At 66.6% G+C, this 17,117-nt stretch carries 19 protein-coding genes and 1 riboswitch; of the genes, 7 read left to right on the forward strand and 12 right to left on the reverse strand.

All coding sequences use genetic code 11. From position 1 onward, the window contains the following. Nucleotides 1-44: 44 nt before the first annotated feature. Both AC5LXX_RS28890 and AC5LXX_RS28895 read left to right on the forward strand, forming a co-directional pair. A complete protein-coding gene (locus tag AC5LXX_RS28890) occupies nt 45-716 on the forward strand; it encodes a heavy metal response regulator transcription factor (protein WP_124457052.1) in 672 nt (223 codons plus the stop codon). A 2-nt stretch (nt 717-718) separates the two neighbouring features. After that, entirely contained in the window at nt 719-2,128 is a 1,410-nt protein-coding gene (locus tag AC5LXX_RS28895; RefSeq protein WP_493413436.1) for a heavy metal sensor histidine kinase, read from the forward strand. Between the two features lie 19 nt (nt 2,129-2,147). Here AC5LXX_RS28895 and AC5LXX_RS28900 read toward each other — a convergent pair whose 3' ends face one another. The 4 genes from AC5LXX_RS28900 to AC5LXX_RS28915 form a co-directional block, all read right to left on the reverse strand. After that, nucleotides 2,148-3,356 carry an MFS transporter gene (locus AC5LXX_RS28900; protein WP_493411992.1) on the reverse strand — a complete coding sequence of 403 codons (1,209 nt, stop codon included), beginning with the start codon at nt 3,354-3,356 and terminating at the stop codon, nt 2,148-2,150. A gap of 95 nt (nt 3,357-3,451) precedes the next feature. Further along, nucleotides 3,452-3,637 (reverse strand): DUF1289 domain-containing protein, encoded by a 186-nt coding sequence (locus AC5LXX_RS28905; protein WP_493411993.1) that lies wholly within the window; start codon nt 3,635-3,637, stop codon nt 3,452-3,454. A gap of 2 nt (nt 3,638-3,639) precedes the next feature. After that, nucleotides 3,640-4,632: a CDF family Co(II)/Ni(II) efflux transporter DmeF gene (dmeF, locus tag AC5LXX_RS28910; protein ID WP_493411994.1), complete on the reverse strand. Its 993-nt coding sequence runs from the start codon at nt 4,630-4,632 to the stop codon at nt 3,640-3,642. 12 nt (nt 4,633-4,644) lie between these two features. After that, complete coding sequence (locus tag AC5LXX_RS28915; RefSeq protein ID WP_493411995.1) at nt 4,645-4,920, reverse strand: metal/formaldehyde-sensitive transcriptional repressor; 276 nt, start codon at nt 4,918-4,920, stop codon at nt 4,645-4,647. A gap of 116 nt (nt 4,921-5,036) precedes the next feature. Then, nucleotides 5,037-5,206: riboswitch (yybP-ykoY riboswitch) on the forward strand. Nucleotides 5,207-5,286: 80 nt separating this feature from the next. On the opposite strand from AC5LXX_RS28915, the gene AC5LXX_RS28920 reads away from it, so the two are divergent. Next, nucleotides 5,287-6,297: a sodium:calcium antiporter gene (locus tag AC5LXX_RS28920; RefSeq protein ID WP_493411996.1), complete on the forward strand. Its 1,011-nt coding sequence runs from the start codon at nt 5,287-5,289 to the stop codon at nt 6,295-6,297. 73 nt (nt 6,298-6,370) lie between these two features. On the opposite strand, the gene arsH is transcribed toward AC5LXX_RS28920, so the two are convergent. The 5 genes from arsH to AC5LXX_RS28945 all read right to left on the reverse strand — a co-directional run bounded on the left by arsH (nt 6,371) and on the right by AC5LXX_RS28945 (nt 9,622). Beyond that, nucleotides 6,371-7,108 carry an arsenical resistance protein ArsH gene (gene arsH / locus AC5LXX_RS28925; protein WP_493411997.1) on the reverse strand — a complete coding sequence of 246 codons (738 nt, stop codon included), beginning with the start codon at nt 7,106-7,108 and terminating at the stop codon, nt 6,371-6,373. Then, nucleotides 7,086-7,508, reverse strand: coding sequence for an arsenate reductase (glutaredoxin) (gene arsC / locus AC5LXX_RS28930; RefSeq protein ID WP_493411998.1), 423 nt, complete (start codon nt 7,506-7,508; stop codon nt 7,086-7,088). The genes arsH and arsC overlap by 23 nt, the downstream gene beginning before the upstream one ends. A 20-nt stretch (nt 7,509-7,528) precedes the next feature. Further along, nucleotides 7,529-8,599 carry an ACR3 family arsenite efflux transporter gene (gene arsB, locus AC5LXX_RS28935; RefSeq protein ID WP_493411999.1) on the reverse strand — a complete coding sequence of 357 codons (1,071 nt, stop codon included), beginning with the start codon at nt 8,597-8,599 and terminating at the stop codon, nt 7,529-7,531. Continuing rightward, nucleotides 8,596-8,928 (reverse strand): ArsR/SmtB family transcription factor, encoded by a 333-nt coding sequence (locus AC5LXX_RS28940; RefSeq protein ID WP_124456991.1) that lies wholly within the window; start codon nt 8,926-8,928, stop codon nt 8,596-8,598. Before AC5LXX_RS28940 ends, arsB begins: the two co-directional genes overlap by 4 nt. A gap of 61 nt (nt 8,929-8,989) precedes the next feature. Next, nucleotides 8,990-9,622, reverse strand: coding sequence for a glutathione S-transferase C-terminal domain-containing protein (locus tag AC5LXX_RS28945; RefSeq protein WP_493412000.1), 633 nt, complete (start codon nt 9,620-9,622; stop codon nt 8,990-8,992). A 136-nt stretch (nt 9,623-9,758) separates the two neighbouring features. Here AC5LXX_RS28945 and AC5LXX_RS28950 point away from each other — a divergent pair, with 136 nt between their 5' ends. The 4 genes from AC5LXX_RS28950 (at nt 9,759) to AC5LXX_RS28965 (ending at nt 12,989) form a co-directional block, all read left to right on the forward strand. Next, nucleotides 9,759-10,151, forward strand: a complete 393-nt coding sequence (locus tag AC5LXX_RS28950; RefSeq protein WP_493412001.1) for a winged helix-turn-helix transcriptional regulator — start codon at nt 9,759-9,761, stop codon at nt 10,149-10,151. 31 nt (nt 10,152-10,182) lie between these two features. Beyond that, on the forward strand, nt 10,183-10,551 hold the full coding sequence (locus tag AC5LXX_RS28955; protein WP_493412002.1) for a hypothetical protein: 369 nt from the start codon (nt 10,183-10,185) through the stop codon (nt 10,549-10,551). Between the two features lie 14 nt (nt 10,552-10,565). Beyond that, nucleotides 10,566-11,429, forward strand: coding sequence for an XAC2610-related protein (locus tag AC5LXX_RS28960; RefSeq protein WP_493412003.1), 864 nt, complete (start codon nt 10,566-10,568; stop codon nt 11,427-11,429). Between the two features lie 180 nt (nt 11,430-11,609). Next, nucleotides 11,610-12,989, forward strand: coding sequence for an MFS transporter (locus tag AC5LXX_RS28965; RefSeq protein WP_493412004.1), 1,380 nt, complete (start codon nt 11,610-11,612; stop codon nt 12,987-12,989). A 58-nt stretch (nt 12,990-13,047) separates the two neighbouring features. On the opposite strand, the gene AC5LXX_RS28970 is transcribed toward AC5LXX_RS28965, so the two are convergent. The 3 genes from AC5LXX_RS28970 to AC5LXX_RS28980 form a co-directional block, all read right to left on the reverse strand. Continuing rightward, nucleotides 13,048-14,124: a C45 family autoproteolytic acyltransferase/hydrolase gene (locus AC5LXX_RS28970; protein ID WP_493412005.1), complete on the reverse strand. Its 1,077-nt coding sequence runs from the start codon at nt 14,122-14,124 to the stop codon at nt 13,048-13,050. Nucleotides 14,125-14,211: 87 nt separating this feature from the next. Next, nucleotides 14,212-15,795: a DUF3138 family protein gene (locus AC5LXX_RS28975; RefSeq protein ID WP_493412006.1), complete on the reverse strand. Its 1,584-nt coding sequence runs from the start codon at nt 15,793-15,795 to the stop codon at nt 14,212-14,214. A gap of 98 nt (nt 15,796-15,893) precedes the next feature. Then, a complete protein-coding gene (locus tag AC5LXX_RS28980) occupies nt 15,894-17,006 on the reverse strand; it encodes a polyamine ABC transporter substrate-binding protein (RefSeq protein ID WP_493412007.1) in 1,113 nt (370 codons plus the stop codon). Between the last annotated feature and the right edge of the window lie 111 nt (nt 17,007-17,117).

Raw genomic sequence — 17,117 nt, forward strand, 5'->3', positions numbered from 1 at the left:
GGCGTTACACTGACCGGCTGGAATCACGGACAGCCTGCCTCACCATGCGGATACTGATAGTCGAAGACGAACCCAAGATGGCGTCGTACCTCCGGAAGGGGCTGATGGAGGCGAGCTATACGGTCGACATCGCGGAAACCGGCAAGGACGGGCTGTTCCTCGCGCTGCACGAGGATTTCGACCTTGTCGTGCTCGACGTGATGCTGCCGGAGCTGGACGGCTTCGAGGTGCTCAAGCGGCTGCGCGCGCAGAAGCAGACGCCCGTGCTGCTGCTCACGGCCCGCGAGGCGATCGAGGACAAGGTGACCGGGCTCGAACTCGGCGCCGACGACTACCTGCTCAAGCCGTTCGCGTATGCCGAATTCCTGGCGCGCATCCGCTCGCTGCTGCGGCGCGCGCCGCGCAACGTGCGCGACATCCTGCAGGTGGCCGATCTCGAGGTCGACCTGCTCAAGCGCCGCGTGCGGCGCGCCGATACCCGTATCGACCTGACCGCGCAGGAATTCGCACTGCTGCAGCTGCTCGCGGAGCGCGAAGGCGAAGTGCTGACGCGCACGTTCATCACGTCGCAGATCTGGGACATGAATTTCGACAGCGACACGAACGTCGTCGACGCGGCGATCAAGCGCCTGCGCGCGAAGATCGACAACGCCTACGAGAAGAAGCTGATCCACACGATCCGCGGGATGGGCTACGTGCTCGAGGATCGTTCGTGACCGTGAACGCGAGCCCGGCTTCGTATTCGCTGCTGCGGCGCCTGACGGTCGCGTTCGCCGCCGTCGCCGCGCTCGTGTTCGCGCTGACCGGCGCGTATCTGTACCGTTCGCTGTCCGCCGAACTCACGCGGCGCGACGATATCGAGATCTCCGGCAAGCTCAACCAGTTCCTGCAGCTCGCACGCGCCAGCGGATCGACGGCCGCGCTGCGCGCCGATCCGGCCGTGTTTCATGAAGTGCTGCTGTCGCATCCCGGTGTCTATCTCGGCATCTACGACGCGCGGAACCGCCAGCTCGTCGAGCATGCCGACGAAGCCGGCAACACGCTGGCGTCGCTCATCGCGGCACCGCATCCTGCCGGTGGAACGTCCGGCCCGTTCACCTGCTCGCCGTCCGGCATCGGCACGTCGCGCTGCGTGTACGCCCGAGCAACGCTACCGTCCGGCGAAGCGATCCAGGTCGCGCTCGCGCGTACGGCAACCGATCGCCAGTCGCTGCTCGAAAGCTATCGCGTCGACATCTGGCTCGCGGCAGCCGTCGGCGCGCTGCTGGTCGGCGCACTCGGCTACGCAGTCGCGTCGCGCGGCCTGCGCCCGGTCGAGAGCCTCGGCCGGCAGACGTCGCGCATCGAGGCGCACAACCTGAACGCGCGCCTCGACGCGCGCGGCGGCCCGGTGGAATTGCACGAGCTCGCGACATCGGTCAACCGGATGCTCGACCGCCTCGAACGCGCGTTCGTTCGGCTGTCGCAGTTCTCTTCCGATCTCGCGCACGACATGCGCACGCCGCTCGCGAACGTGATCAGTTCGTCGCAGATCACGCTGTCGCGTGCCCGCACGACCGAGGAATACGAAGCGCTGATCGATTCGAACATCGAGGAATGCGAACGGCTGCAGCGGATGATCGAGAACATGCTGTTTCTCGCGCGCACCGACAACGCGCGTCAGCACCTGAAGACCGCCGAACTCGACGCGGGCAGCGAACTGCGTCGGCTCGCGTCGTATTTCCAGGCACTGGCCGACGAGGCCGGCGTGCGCATCGACGTGCGCGGGGAAGCGCCGGTCGTCGCGGATGCGACGCTGTTCCGGCGCGCGGTGAGCAACCTCGCGTCGAACGCGCTCGAACATGCGGAAGCCGCATCGACGATCGAGCTGGCCGTCTCGACGCAGCAGAATTACGCGGTCGTCGAAGTCACGAATCGCGGCGCCGCGATTCCGCCCGAGCAGGTCGAACGGATCTTCGAACGCTTCTACCGCATCGATTCGTCGCGGCACGGCGCGGCGCGCAACGCCGGGCTCGGGCTCGCGATCGTGAAGTCGATCATGGAGCTGCATCGCGGCAAGGTCGAGGTCGCGAGCCGCGACGGGCGCACGACGTTCGCGCTCTACTTTCCGCGCGGCGCGGAGCGTTGAACCGCTCCTCGACTTCCGGCTAGCGATCCCGTTCGGTCGCGAACGACCTGCGAATGCAGGCGAGCAGCGCGACGGTCGCCGCACTGAACACGGCCCCTGCGTAGAACGTGGCGGCGGCGCCTGCCCAGTCCCACAAGGCGCCCGCGACGACGCTCGACACGAGCGTCACGGCGCCGCTGAGCAGGTTGAACACGCCGAACGCCGTCCCTCGCAATTCGGCCGGCGCGGCATGCGCAACCATCGTCGCGAGCAGCCCCTGCGTCATCCCCATATGGACCCCCCACAACGCGACGCCGACGAGCACGGTGCCCCAGTGCGTGCCGTGTGCAAGCACGATATCGGCGGCGATCAGCATGACGAGCCCGGCCACCATCAGCTTCGTGTGGCTCGTCGTGTCGGCGAGCTTGCCGAACGGGTAAGCCGACACCGCGTACACGACGTTCATCGCCACCATCACGAGCGGCACGAGCGCAACGGGCACGCCGCTGCCCATCGCGCGCAGCACCAGGAACGCCTCGCTGAAGCGGGCCAGCGCGAACACGGCACCGATCGCGACGACCCACCAGTAGCGGGCGCCGAGCTGCGCGACGACCTCGCGGCGGATCGGGTTGACGCGCGTCTCGCCCGGCGCGCGCGCCGGCTCGTCGATACCCAACGCGAGCAGCGCCACGGCCAGCACGCCGGGGATCACGGCCAGCCAGAACGCGAGGCGGAAATCGTCGCGCCAGGCCAGCATGATGACGACGGCCAGCAACGGCCCGAGGAATGCGCCCACCGTGTCGAGCGACTGCCGCAGCCCGTAGGCGGCGCCGCGCAAGTGGACCGGCGTGACGTCGGCCACCAGCGCGTCGCGCGGCGCGCCGCGGATCCCCTTGCCGATCCGGTCGACGATCCGCGCCGTCACCACGACGCCGATCGTCGGCGCGATCGCGAACAGCGGCTTGCTCAGCGCACCGAGCCCGTAGCCGGCAACCGCCAGCCACTTGCGATTGCGCAGGTAGTCGCTCAGCGTGCCGGAGAACACCTTGACGACCGGCGACGTCGCCTCGGCGATCCCTTCGATCAGGCCGATCGTCGTCGCGCTCGCGCCGAGCCCCGCCATCAGGAACATCGGCAACAGGCTGTGGATGATCTCCGACGACACGTCCATCAACAGGCTCACGCAGCCCAGCACCCAGACGCTGCGCGGAATCTGGCGAAGAATGCCGGTCGACGATTCGGTCTGCATGGACGGCTCCCGGTCAGGAATCCTGACGCTGAATGCCTGTGATGCTACCGCAGGCCCGTGACCCGCACGCAGGCTTCGGTGGTCGTGCGTCCGGTCTAGTCGGTCGTCTCGCGCCGAATCTTCGCCTGCCGGCGCGTACGGTCGTTCAGTATCTGGTGCCGGCGATGGTCGGTCATCTTCTTCCAGTCGCGCGCCTCGTCGCGCGTGCGCAGGCAGCCGACACAAAAACCCGTCCGGCCGTCGAACGCGCACAGCTCGATACACGGCGATTTCACGGCCACGATCAGGCGGCCTTCGCGGGCGTCATCACTTCGACGGTCACGTGAGACATGCCGTCGAAGCCCGCGACGAGCGCATGGTAGAAACGCGCATCGCGCGCGGCATCGCCGGTTTCGACCGACACGATCGCGCTCATGTGGCCGGGGCCGACGCGCCACACGTGGAGATCGTTGACCTTGTCGCCGAGCGCCTCGATCGCGCGACGGACGTTGTCCGTCAGCTTGCGATCGACGTTGACGTCGAGCAGGATGCCGCCCGTGTCGCGCATCAGCCCATAGGCCCAGTTGGCAATCACCAGCGCGCCGACGATGCCCGCCAGCGGATCCATCCAGACCCAGCCGAACGCCCGCGCGAGCAGCAGGCCGACGATTGCGAGCACCGACACGGCCGCGTCGGCGATCACGTGAATGTAGGCCGACCGGATGTTGTGGTCGCGATGCGCCGCCGAATGCGAACCGTGCTCGTGGTGCGCGTCTTCGTGGTCGTGGTCGTGGTCGTGGTCATGCGCATGATGATGGCCGTGACCGTGATGGTGATCGCCGCTCAGCAGCCACACGCTGGCCAGGTTGACTGCGAGCCCCAGCACCGCGATCGGAATCGCTTCGCCGAAGTGAATGGCTACCGGAGACAGAAAACGCGCGATCGCCTCATAGCCGATCAGCAGCGCGATCATCGCGAGCACGATCGCGCTCGTGAACCCGGCCAGGTCGCCGAGCTTGCCGGTGCCGAACACGAAGCGCGGATCGTCCGCATGCCGGCGCGCGTAGGTATAGGCCAGCGCCGCGATCAGCATCGCGCCCGCGTGCGTCGACATGTGCAGCCCGTCCGCGACCAGCGCCAGCGACCCGAACAGCGTGCCGCCGACGATTTCGGCGATCATCATTGCCGTGCACAACCCGATGACCGCCCAGGTCTTCCGCTCGTTCCGCGCGTGCGCGGCGCCCAGAAACGCATGGCTATGCCAGCTGTCGGCGGCCCTGCCGTCGAATTCGTTCATGATCCGATCCGGTTACTTGAAATAGCTGTGGACGACATCGATCAGCTGCTCGGTCGCGCTGCCCTCGTGCGCGTCCGGCGTATCCGCATCGACCAGATGCGACCGGATGTGGTCCTCCAGCACGACGGCCAGCAGGCCGTTCATCGCGCCACGACAGCTCGTGATCTGCTGCAGCACGTCGTTGCAGCCGCGCTCTTCCTCCAGCGCGCGCTCGATCGCTTCGACCTGGCCCTTGATCCGACGCACGCGGTTCAGCAGCTTCTGTTTTTCGCGAACGGTATGACTCATCGATGGCTCCTGTATAGGGTAGGGGAGTATATCTCCAGGAGGGTTTCCCTATAGGGTAGAGGGGTATATTTTTTCGAGATGAAGGCTTGTCGAAAGAAATCCGCTCGGCTAGACTGCCCTTCGTCTTTGGGGAGTAGCCTGCTTTCCGTCCCCCGGAAAGCGAACGCGTCAACACACTCGGCCTGTGGCCGTGGCGCGTTCGGCCTGATCGGCTTGGCGAGACCATGGGCGCATCGCGTCGTTCCTGGTCGGACGTCGGCGGATGCGCCATGGTTCGTCAGCGTCCGACCACGGAGTCCCCATGTTCCCCACCGCCTTCTCTCCGCGCTCCCCCGCCCGCCGGGCACGTGCCTGCGGAGGTGCCGCATGACCTTCATGTTCCTCGAACTGGCGTTCATGCTGATCGTCATCCTCATCGCGGCCGAGGTCTTCACCAATGCGCTCGAACATCTTGGCGAACGCCTGAAGATTTCTGAGGGCGTCACCGGTTCGCTGTTCGCGGCCGTCGGCACGGCGCTGCCCGAAACGATGGTGCCGCTGCTCGCCCTGGCCGGCGGCACGGCGAACCAGGCCGTGAACGAGGAAATCGGCGTCGGCGCGATTCTCGGCGCACCGCTGATGCTCGCGACGCTCACCACGTTCCTGATGACGCTCGCCGTGATCCGCTCGCGCGGGCTGCGCGGCACGATCACGCCTGAACGCACGGGCTTCGTGCGCGACATGAACACCTTCCTCGTCGCGTTCTCGCTGGCCACCGCCGCGATGTTCGTCCCGCATCACAACTGGGCCGTGCGCGCCCTGCTCGCCGCGATGCTGGTCGGGCTCTACGTGATGTACGTCGTGATGACGTTCCGTGCGTCGACCCGGCTCGTCGATGCCGGGCACGGCACCGAAGCGCCGCATGCGATGTTCCTGTCGCGTCTCGGCCTGCCAACCAATCTCACGACGATCGTGCTGCAGTTGCTGATCGGCCTCGTGCTGCTGGTCGGCGGAGCGAAGGGCTTCATTCACGGCGTGGAAGGCGTATCGCACGCGCTCGGCATCTCGGCGCTGCTGCTGTCGCTGATCATTGTGCCGATCGCGACGGAGTTGCCGGAGAAGGTCAACAGCGTGCTATGGATCCGCCGCAAGAAGGATACGCTCGCGTTCGGCAACATCACCGGCGCGATGGTGTTCCAGGGCACGCTGCTGCCGGCGATCGGCATCATGCTGACGCCGTGGGAGCCGCGCCCCGAAGTGCTGACCGGCGTGATCATCACGCTCGCGGCGGCCGCGTGGCTGCGCTTCAATGCGCGCACCCGCGGGCTCGCGATCTGGGCGTTGCTCGCGAACGGCGCGGGTTATGCGGGGTATCTGGTCCTGACGCTGGGGCGCTGAGCTGGCTCACCCGGCACACGCCCGCCGGCGCGGCGCGACCGATGTCCCGCCGCGCCGCGTGCCCGCGAGCGATTCAGATGCGCGTCTGGTTCACACGCTGCGACAGTTGTTCGGCGCTTTCCTTGCGCTCGCTGTACCGGTCCGTCAGGTACGCGCCGACGTCGCGCGTCAGCAGCGTGAATTTGACCAGCTCCTCCATGACGTCGACGACCCGGTCGAAATACGCGGACGGCTTCATCCGGTCGTCGTCGCCGAATTCCATGAACGCCTTCGCGACGGACGACTGGTTCGGAATGGTCAGCATGCGCATCCAGCGCCCGAGCACGCGCATCTGGTTGACCGCGTTGAACGATTGCGAGCCGCCGCTGACCTGCATGACCGCGAGCGTCTTGCCCTGCGTCGGCCGTACCGCGCCGACCGACAACGGAATCCAGTCGATCTGCGATTTCATCACGCCGGTCATCGCGCCGTGCCGTTCGGGGGAGCACCACACCATGCCCTCCGACCATTGCACGAGTTCGCGCAACTCCGCCACTTTCGGATGGTGCTCGGGGGCATCGTCGGGCAACGGCAATCCGGACGGATTGAAGATCCGGACGTCGGCGCCCATGGCCGTCAGCAACCGCGCCGCCTCCTCGACCAGCAGCCGGCTGAACGAACGCACGCGCAATGATCCGTAGAGCAGCACGATGCGAGGCGGATGCGTGGACGGAAGCGCGGGCTGCAGCCGGCTCGCGTCCGGTACGCGAAAGAGCGTGGCATCGAGTTGCGGCAGGTCGTTCAGGCGGTCAGACACGCTTGCCCTCCGCATCGATCACGATTTCGCCGTCTTCCTTCGCAAACGGCCCCTTCTGCGGATCGGGCAGGATATCGAGCACCTGCTCGGACGGGCGGCACAGCCGCGTGCCGAGCGGGGTGACGACGATCGGGCGATTGATCAGGAGCGGGTGGGCGACCATGAAGCCGATCAGATCGGCGTCGCTCCATCTCGGATTGTCGAGATCGAGCGCTTCATAGGGTGTCCCCTTGCGACGCAGCACGTCGCGAACGGGAATGCCCATCGCCGCGATCAGCGCGCGCAGTTCCGCTTCGCCCAGCGGCGCTTCCAGATAAAGCACGACGCGCGGCTCGACGCCGCTGTTGCGGATCATCGCCAGCGTGTTGCGCGACGTGCCGCAATCGGGGTTGTGATAGATCGTGATGTCGGTCATTTCCGGATTCCTGAATGATGTCACGCGCGCTCGTACCAGCCCTTCGAACGGTTGACGACGCGCACGACGAGCAGCATGACCGGCACCTCGATGAGCACGCCGACGACGGTCGCGAGCGCTGCGCCGGAGTGAAAGCCGAACAGGCTGATGGCCGCCGCCACGGCCAGTTCGAAAAAGTTGGATGCGCCGATCAACGCCGACGGGCACGCGATGCAGTGCTTCTCGCCGACGACGCGATTGAGCCCGTAGGCGAGCGCCGCGTTGAAGAACACCTGGATCAGGATCGGCACCGCGAGCAGCGCGATCACCAGCGGTTGCTTGAGGATCGCCTCGCCCTGGAACGCGAACAGCAGCACCAGCGTGGCCAGCAGTGCGGCGATGGACCAGGGGCCGATCTTCGCCATCGCGCGGTCGAACGCCGCCTGCCCGTTGGCGAGCAACAGCCTGCGCCACGCTTGCGCGAGGATCACCGGGATGACGATGTAGAGCACGACCGACGTGAGCAGCGTCGCCCACGGCACCGTGATGGCGGACATCCCCAGCAACAGCCCGACCAGCGGCGCGAACGCGATCACCATGATGCTGTCGTTCAGCGCGACCTGCGACAGCGTGAACAGCGGATCGCCGCCCGTCAGCCGGCTCCACACAAACACCATCGCCGTGCACGGCGCGGCAGCCAGCAGGATCAGGCCGGCGATATAGCTGTCGATCTGGTCGGCCGGCAGCATCGGCGCGAATAGCTGCCGGATGAACAGCCAGCCGAGCAACGCCATCGAAAACGGCTTGACGAGCCAGTTCACGACGAGCGTGACGCCGATCCCCCGCACGTGCTGCCGAACCTCATGCAACGCACCGAAGTCGACCTTGACGAGCATCGGCACGATCATCATCCAGATCAACAGCCCGACGGGCAGGTTGACCTGGGCGTATTCCATGCGGCCGATGCGCTGGAAAAGCCCCGGCTGCGCCAGGCCCAGCGCGATGCCGAGCACGATGCAAAGCGTCACCCAGACGGTCAGGTAGCGCTCGAAGAATCCGATGGCGGGCTTGACCGCCACCGCCTGCGACGCGGCCGCGTTCGAGCCGGTCATGTGCGATCCCCGCAGCAGGCGGGCGCCGCCGGCACGCCGCAGGCCGCGCCGGCGCAGCAGTTCTCGGTCAGGAACCCGACGAGGCCGCTCATCGATTCGAAATTCGCCGCGTAATAGATGAACCTGCCGTCCTGGCGCGCGGTGACCAGATCCGCATGCGACAGATCCTTCAGATGGAACGACAGGCTCGAGGGCGACAGCCCGATCTGCTGCGCGATCGCGCCGGCCGGCAGTCCTTGCGGCCCGGCAACGACCAGCGCGCGAAAGATGGCCAGGCGCGCTTCATGAGCAAGCGCGCCCAGGGCGCGCACGACGAGATTGGAGTCCATGGCGCGAAGGATAGCGCCATCATTTCGACATTTCAAGTATTGTTGAAATAATGGTGCATCGCTATGCCAGTAGTCCGTCCACCTCCAGCACGGCCCGCACCGCCGGCCGCGCCCGCACGCGCTCGTACCACGCACGCAGGTGCCCGTACCGGCTCAGGTCGATATCCGCGTGGTACACCGAGCGCATCCAGTCGGCCTTGCCCCAGCCCGTGAGTGCGAAGAGGTACGCATCGGCGACCGTGAACGTGTCGCCCGTCAGGAACGTCCGGCCGTCGAGCTGGCGGTCGATCCAGGCAAAGCGGCTGTCGAGCTTCGTTCTCGCCGGATCGACGTACTTCCCCGCCTGCACGGCATACAGCAGCGGGATGAAACCCTTGTGGATCTCGGTGCCGAGGAAGTTGAGCCATTCCATCAGCCGGTAGCGCGCGAGCGTGCCGTAGGCCGGCGCGAGCGCGGCTTCCGGGCGCTGGTCCGCAAGATACTGCGCGATCACCGGCCCTTCGCGCAGCACCGCGCCGTCGTCGAGTTCGAGCAGCGGCACGTAGCCGAGTTCGGTCACGTCGTAGTAGTTGCGGCCGTCTTCGACGACATGCTTGCGCGCGTCGACCTTGACGATCTCTGCGTCGATGCCGCCTTCGCGCAGCACGATGCAGATCGCCTGCGAACAGCTGCCGGGAGCGTGATAGAGCTTCATGCGTTTCCTTGGTGAGTTGTCCATGTATCGATTCGCCGCGACGCGGGCGCTAATATCTCGCATCGGCACACGGCTGAGAAGACGGCAGTCGTTTGTGCCGAAGTCACAAAAAATTTACCGACCAGGATCGAGCACGATGAAAACGAGTGCGACAGGATGTTCCGTCGAAGAAGCGATGCGCCTGCTCGGCGGCCGCTGGCGGCTGCTGCTGGTGTCGTATCTGCTCGACGGGCCGCGGCGCTTCAGCGACCTGCGCCGCGACATGCCGGGCATCTCGCAGCGCATGTTGACGCTCGACCTGCGCGCGCTGGAAGACGCGGGGCTCGTATTGCGAACCGTGTATCCGGAAGTGCCGGTGCGGGTCGAGTACGAGCTGACCGCCGACGGCGATCGGCTGCGGCCCGTCGTCGAAGTGATGCGCGAATTCGGGCTGTGGCTGAAGGCGCGCGATGCCGATGCGTCGTGCTACACCGACGTGACACCGGGAGCGGCAGCCGCAATCGAAACGGCCCTCCATTCAAGCCGATAACCCCTACTCTCTTACGCAGGAATCCACATTCATGGAACTTCACGCCACCGTCGGCGCGGCGACGTCCGATCTCGACGACGACGAAAGCTTCGCCAACATCTACTGTCACGATGCGGAGCAGGACTATTGCTTCGCGCTGTCGCGCTTTCCGGACGATGCACTGATCGAAGTGATGGTCCGCGACCAGGTCAACCTGCGCGTCAAGGATCTGTCGGTGCGGCTGACCGACGATACGATCGACGTCGAGATCGAACCCGCCCTCGCCGCGCGGCTCGACGGCCAGACGCGCTACGTGATCCGGCTTGCGCCCGGCCAGTACGATCCGGTCACGCTACGTGCAGCGCTGAAGGAAATCTTCGTCGGCAAGAGCGGGTTTCGCGACGACAGCACGCCGCGCTGACCGACCACCTGCTCATGACGCACGCCGTGCAATTCCACCCGCTTCCCCGCCTCGCTGCGCTGCTGCTCGCCGCGAGCGCATCGATCGCGCCCGCCGCGCACGCGGCCAAGCCGTTGCTCACGTTCAAGATCGACGACACCGTCACGGCCCGTGTCGAGCGCGCCGACAGCGCACACGTCACGGTCCGCCTCCTGCCGAGCGGGAAAACGCAGACGCTCGACGTGACGGCCGCCGACGAGGAAGGCCACTATCACCTCGCGACCGACGACTACAACTTCGACGGCCACCGCGATCTCGCCATGCACGCGACGCTCGGCATGGTCAACGACAGCTTCGGCATCTACCTGTACGACGCCGCGCGCCAGCAGTTCGAACCGCTGCGCATGCCGGCGAGCAACATGCCGCACGGCAACTGCGACGACCTGGTCAACGTGGCGGCGAAGCCGAAGGAGCGCACGCTGTACAGCGCGTGCCGCGGCGGCCCGATCTGGTACACCGATGCGTATCGCTTCGACGCCGGCGGCAAGATGTACCTGTACCAGTCCAGCGAGGCGATACCGGACGACCTGCGCGACCTGCTCGACGGCGATTCCGGCCCGTCGTCGATGCTGCTGACCTACGACGCGCAAGGCAGGCGCGTGTCGCGCCGCCCCGACGCGTACGGCGGCGGCACCGTCACGTTCAAGGTGCGCCCGGCACGCCTGCCGCTGCACGACGCGATGACCGATGCGCCCACGCGCCGCTACGTCGTCGCGGGTGACACGGTCGAACTGATCGACACGAGCGCCGATTTCCAATGGCTGAAGGTGCGGTATCGCAATCCGCACGCCGGTGTCGTGCAAGGCTGGGTCAGTGCGAAGGAAGCGATGGCCAACTGATGCACGACGCGGCTCGCGTGCCGCTTCTCCCACATATTGAACGCTCAATGTCCCATTAATAGGGATGCCTGCTCAAATGTTGACGCACCTCACCCACGGCTCTAACGTTCGCCCCAACGCCCTTCGATTCGGCCGCCCTGCTCGCAGGCGCCGGCCGGGCACAGAACACAGGAGACAACCGTGGCCCAATCCGCGTCACGCACCCACGCGAACCCGCCCGAGCGCTCGACCGCGCATGGCGGTACCGCACCCGATTCCGCCGCCCGCCCGGCCGCGACCACGCAGCCGAGCCGCAAGCGCCTGCTGATCCTTGCGCTGCTGTTCGTCACGGTCGTGATCAACTATCTCGACCGCAGCAACCTGTCGATCGCCGCGCCCGCGCTGTTCAAGGAACTGAACATCGATCCCGTTCGCGCGGGCCTCGTGTTCTCCGCATTCGGCTGGACCTATGCGCTGATGCAGATCCCGGGCGGCTGGCTCGTCGACAAGGTGTCGCCGCGCGTGCTGTATGCGGGCGCACTCGCACTGTGGTCGGCCGCGACGCTGCTGCTCGGCTTCGCGGGATCGTTCGTCGGGCTGATCGTGCTGCGTCTCGCGGTCGGCGCGCTGGAAGCGCCGGCCTACCCGATCAACAACCGCGTGGTCACGACGTGGTTCCCGACCCGCGAACGCGCAAGCGCGATCGGCGGCTACACGTCGGGCCAGTTCGTCGGCCTCGCGTTCCTCACACCGGTGCTCGCGTGGCTGCAGGTGCATCTCGGCTGGCACATGGTGTTCGTCGCGACGGGCCTCGCCGGCATCGCGTGGGCCGCGGTCTGGTATGCGGTATATCGCGAGCCGCGCGCGTTTCGCGGTGTCAATGCGGCCGAGATCGCGCTGATCCGCGACGGCGGCGGCCTCGTCGATCTCGAGGACCGCGTCGCGGCGCGCAGCGAACGCGCGCCGTCGACGTGGCGCGACCTCGGCGTCGTGCTCGGCCGGCGCAAGCTGTGGGGCATCTACCTCGGCCAGTTCGCGCTGAACTCGACGCTGTGGTTCTTCCTCACGTGGTTCCCGACCTACCTCGTCAAGTATCGCGGGATGGATTTCATCAAGTCGGGCTTCCTCGCGTCGCTGCCGTTCCTCGCCGCGTTCGTCGGCGTGCTGTGCTCGGGCGTGCTGTCGGACTGGCTGATGCGCCGCGGCGCCTCGCAGGGCTTCGCGCGCAAGCTGCCGATCATCTCGGGGCTGCTGATCTCGACCTGCATCATCGGCGCAAACTACGTGACGTCCACCGGCTGGGTGATCGCATTCATGACGATCGCGTTCTTCGGCAACGGCTTCGCGTCGATCACATGGTCGCTCGTGTCGGGGCTCGCGCCCGCGCGACTGCTCGGCCTCACCGGCGGTGTGTTCAACCTGATCGGCAACCTGTCCGCGATCGCGACGCCGATCGTGATCGGGCTGCTGGTCGACGGCGCGGACTTCTCGCGCGCCATCACGTACATCGCCGCGATGGCGCTCGCGGGCAGCCTGTCGTACGGGTTGCTCGTCGGCAAGGTCGAACGCATCGACGCATGAGCGCCGCAGGGGCGGCACGCGCGTGCCGCCCCTGCTCGGCGACTGCCCGCGTGCCGCGTCAGAACCGCGTGAACCCGTCGCGCGAAAGGTCGTGCGGATTGCCGGCCACGTAGTCGAGCGCACACGCGTCGGTATCGATGCCGACGGTCAGCAGCGTTTCCCAGCGCTCGGTGTCAGGCATCGACGGATCCGGGTGGAAGCACACGACGGCCGCGTCGCCGGCCGCACCGCACATCGCCGCCGCGCGTTCGCGCACATCGGCGCTCGTCATGCCCGTCACGACATCGTTCAGGTGCGCGAAACGCTCGCGCGTGGTCGAGCTGTCTGGCATGCATTCGCCGCCGCTCAACGCATGATCGAGGAAGTGGTTCGTATGCAGCAGCCAGCCGTCCGGGCGCGGCACGACCACGCCGACACCCGACGGGCTCAACTCGATGCTCGCCGCGCGCGGGTGCGCGTCGTGCCGCGTGAACACGGTCAGCACGGTCGATGCGCTCACGCGCGCGGTGCGCGCGAGTTCGATCGCCTCCTGCACCGTCGTCGCGTCTTCGAGCAGGCGCCGTGCGATCGCGTGCACCGGCACGCCCGCGCTGTCGTTGTCGCTCGCGTGATGCAGGATGTTGAAATGCAGCCCGAGCCCCGCGCCGTTCACGCCGAGCTTCGCGAGCATCCCGAATTCGGTGAACAGCTTGACGGTGCGGCCCTGCGGCGTCGCGAACTGTATCAGCAGCCCCTGCGGCGCGAGGCTGTCGTGCCAGTCCCACGTCTGCAGCGTGCGCGGTGCGTGCGGGCCGGCCGGCGCGTAGACGGTCGTCGAGCATTCGCCTTCGGCCGATGCGGGCGCAGTCGCCAGAATCTCGGTGCGCGCGTTCAGGCACGCGAGCTGCCAGCGCGGCAGGTCGACGCCGTCGGCGATCGCCTCGACTTCGGCGGCCAGGCGCGGGCACCATGCGTCGAGCGCGGCCAGGCTCGCTTCGCCGATCTCCCGCGCGCGCTGCGGATCGATGCCGAGCTTCGGGAAGAACGCGAGATAGCGCGCGACCGTCTCGCGGATCGCCGGCGCGAAGCGCGCGCCGATCAGGCGGCCGCGCTCGCGCGGATCGGTGATGTCGGTCGCGAATGTGTGCAGCTTCAAGATCAAACCTCCTGGGTCGAATGAGATCCGGGCCCGCACGGCCCGGACCATGTTTCGTTATGCGAATGAATCGGAACGTGCCGGTCGTCAGAACGCGTAGATGAACTGCATCCCGGCGAGGTCGTTGCTGCGCGCGTACGTGCCGTTGCTCTTCAGGAACACCGGATGGTTCGCCGCGTCGTGGCGGTATTCGACCTTCACGGTAATCTGCTGCGTGGGATAGAACAGCAGGTCGGCCGTGATCGCGTAGCGTTGCGCGCCCTTGCATTCGGTGCCGTTCGTCGCCGAACCCTGGAAGCACGACGGATCGATGCCGAAGCCGCTCGTGCCGTTCACCGACGGGTTGCCGCCCGCGAGCCCGTACTGGATGTTCGTGCCGCCGCCACCGTTCGACGTGTTGTTCAGGTAGTCGAAGCGCAGCGTCGCGCCCATGCGGCCGACCCACGACGTCGTCCACTTCGTATGGCCAAGCAGCGACATCCCGTACCAGCGCGCGGTGCCGCCGTTCCAGGCGCCCTTCTGCAGCTCGCCGTAGTCGACCTGCGCGTTAACCTGCGTCTTGTCGTGCGTATAGGTCATGTCGGCTTCCACGTACTTGTAGAGGCCGGTCGGAGACGAACCGTTGCACTGGTAGCCGTAGCCGCCCGCCATCGCGCAAGGCGAGAACAGCGACTGCCGGCCGAGCATCCCGGAAATGCCGAAGTCGAACGCCGTCGACGTCGCGTTGTCGAAGCGCGCGGTGATCGTCGGCGTCCAGTTGGTCTTCGTCGTGTTGTTTGCCGCGTTCGCGATCGCGCTGGCCGTGCGCAGCACCTCGTTGCCGATCACGACCTGCCAGAAGTGCGTCATCGCCGCATTGGAGCCTTTCAGCCCGATGCCGATCAGGTTGCCCGGCTCGCTGAAGTCGTACAGCAGCCCGTGCGTGAGCGTGAGCATCTGGTTCGACGGCTGCACCTCGTAGCCCGCGAGGCTCGGCATCATGCCGATCTCGAAGGTACGCGTCGTGCTGAGCGGCACGGTGACCACTGCCTGCGTGACGATGTTGTTGCCGACGCCGCCGTGCGAATTACTGAACACGTTGCCGAAGCCGCGGTTCGGCTGGATCACGATCTCCGCCGACGGCGCCATCGGGCCCACGCCGAAGGTCTTCTTGATGTCGAGGTACACGTCGCCGATCGTGCTGTTGTAGTAGTCGTACGCGCCCGGGTCGTGATTCAGGAACTGGAAGCCGGACGTGCGCTGCGCGCGGTTGAACAGGTACACGGGATCGACGTAGCCGGTGATACTCAGGCCCGCGAGCGGGCCGGTCGTCGCGGCTTCCTGCAGCGAGTCGACCTTCAGCGACGCGTTTGCGATCTGTTCGCGCATCTGCTGCAGGTCGTCGTTCGTGAAGGCGGGCGCCGCATCGGCTGCGGGCGCGACGGCTGCCGCCGAATTGATCGTGCCGATGTTCGCGCCGCCGGATGCGGCCTGGGCAGGCGTTGCGGCGCCGGCGGGCTTCGCGGCCAGCATGCTCGCGCGCAGTTCGTTCACCTGCTGCTGCAGCGCGGCGACCTGCGCCTGCAGCGCCTTCATCTTGCCGGCGTCGGTTGCCTGCGGTGACGTATGCGCGAATGTCGAAGCCGCTTCGAACGCCAGCAGGCACAGCGCCGTCATGTGTGTGATTTTCATGTTGTCGGTGGTCGTGGGGACGCGCGCGCCCCCGCCCGCCGCGATCAGCGGCGGGGCGCGCGAAAGGTATACGGGAGTGGGGAGAAGCGGCGGCCGGCTTACTCGGTCTTCAGCTTCGTCCAGAGACGGTTCTGCAGACGCATCAGCTCAGGCGGAACCGGCTTGCTGACGCTCAGCTTGCGGATCACGTCGGCGGGCGGGAACACGGCCGGATCGCCCGTCACTTCGGCGCGCACGAGGTGCCGCGACGACGGCACGGCCGACGGATACGACGTGTCGTTGGTCAGGTTCGCGCTCTCCTTCTCCGACAGCACGAAGTTCACGAACTTCAGCGCGGCGTCCGGATGCGGCGCATCCTTCGGAATCGCCATCATGTCGAACCACATCGCGCTGCCCTCGGTCGGGATCACGTACTTGATGTGATACGGCTTCTTCGCGGCAGCCGCCGCGATCCGCGCGGAGTTCACGTCGCCCGACCAGCCGAGCGCGAGGCAGATGTCGCCGCCCGCGAGATCGTTGATGTAGCTGCTCGAGTTGAACTGCGTGATATATGGCCGCACCGTCTTCAGCAGCTCGTACGCGGCCTGGTAGTCGGCCGGGTTCGTCGTGTTCGGATCCTTCTTCAGGTACATGAACGCCATGCCGAACGCATCGACCGGCGAATCGAGCACCGACACGCCGCAGTGCTTCAGCTTCTGCGCGTACTTCGGGTCGAACAGCAGCGCCCAGCTGTCGAGCGGCGCGTCGTTGCCGAGCGCGGCCTTCACCTTCTCGACGTTCATCCCGAGCCCGTCGGTGCCCCAGGTCCACGGAATGCCAAACTGGTTGCCCGGATCGTCCTTCGCGAGCACCTTCATGATTTCCGGATCGAGCAGCCCGTAGTTCGGCACCTGGCTCTTGTCGATCCTGCGATAGAGGCCGGCCTGCAGCTGCCGTGCCCAGAAGATGTCGGACGGCACGACGACGTCGTAGCCCGACGTGCCCGACAGCAGCTTCGCCTGCAGCGTCTCGTTCGAATCGAACTCCTGGTACACGACCTTGATGCCGGTCGCCTTCTCGAAGTTCGCGATGGTCGCCTTGCCGATCGAGTTGCCCCAGTTGTACACGTTGACGACGTCCGCCGCGTGCGCGGGCATGCCCGCGCACGCGAACCCGCCCAGCGCGAGCGCCGCGCATGCCGTCCTCAGATGGTGTTTCCAGTCCCGTGCCATGCTTTCCTCCGTCGATATCATGATCCGTTCGCGATGAACGGGGTGTGCTTCGGTCCGGGAAAATGTAGCCAGAGGAAATTGGCCGGTCTGCCCTGCCAATAGGGGGACACG

This window comes from Burkholderia torrens (assembly GCF_984668525.1).

Coding starts and splice junctions, on each gene's coding strand:
- AC5LXX_RS28890 (WP_124457052.1), top strand. CDS start 45: ATGCGGATACTGATAGTCGAAGACGAACCCAAGATGGCGTCGTACCTC.
- AC5LXX_RS28900 (WP_493411992.1), bottom strand. CDS start 3,356: ATGCAGACCGAATCGTCGACCGGCATTCTTCGCCAGATTCCGCGCAGC.
- dmeF (WP_493411994.1), bottom strand. CDS start 4,632: ATGAACGAATTCGACGGCAGGGCCGCCGACAGCTGGCATAGCCATGCG.
- AC5LXX_RS28915 (WP_493411995.1), bottom strand. CDS start 4,920: ATGAGTCATACCGTTCGCGAAAAACAGAAGCTGCTGAACCGCGTGCGT.
- AC5LXX_RS28920 (WP_493411996.1), top strand. CDS start 5,287: ATGACCTTCATGTTCCTCGAACTGGCGTTCATGCTGATCGTCATCCTC.
- arsH (WP_493411997.1), bottom strand. CDS start 7,108: ATGCGGAGGGCAAGCGTGTCTGACCGCCTGAACGACCTGCCGCAACTC.
- arsC (WP_493411998.1), bottom strand. CDS start 7,508: ATGACCGACATCACGATCTATCACAACCCCGATTGCGGCACGTCGCGC.
- arsB (WP_493411999.1), bottom strand. CDS start 8,599: ATGACCGGCTCGAACGCGGCCGCGTCGCAGGCGGTGGCGGTCAAGCCC.
- AC5LXX_RS28940 (WP_124456991.1), bottom strand. CDS start 8,928: ATGGACTCCAATCTCGTCGTGCGCGCCCTGGGCGCGCTTGCTCATGAA.
- AC5LXX_RS28945 (WP_493412000.1), bottom strand. CDS start 9,622: ATGAAGCTCTATCACGCTCCCGGCAGCTGTTCGCAGGCGATCTGCATC.
- AC5LXX_RS28950 (WP_493412001.1), top strand. CDS start 9,759: ATGAAAACGAGTGCGACAGGATGTTCCGTCGAAGAAGCGATGCGCCTG.
- AC5LXX_RS28955 (WP_493412002.1), top strand. CDS start 10,183: ATGGAACTTCACGCCACCGTCGGCGCGGCGACGTCCGATCTCGACGAC.
- AC5LXX_RS28960 (WP_493412003.1), top strand. CDS start 10,566: ATGACGCACGCCGTGCAATTCCACCCGCTTCCCCGCCTCGCTGCGCTG.
- AC5LXX_RS28975 (WP_493412006.1), bottom strand. CDS start 15,795: ATGAAAATCACACACATGACGGCGCTGTGCCTGCTGGCGTTCGAAGCG.
- AC5LXX_RS28980 (WP_493412007.1), bottom strand. CDS start 17,006: ATGGCACGGGACTGGAAACACCATCTGAGGACGGCATGCGCGGCGCTC.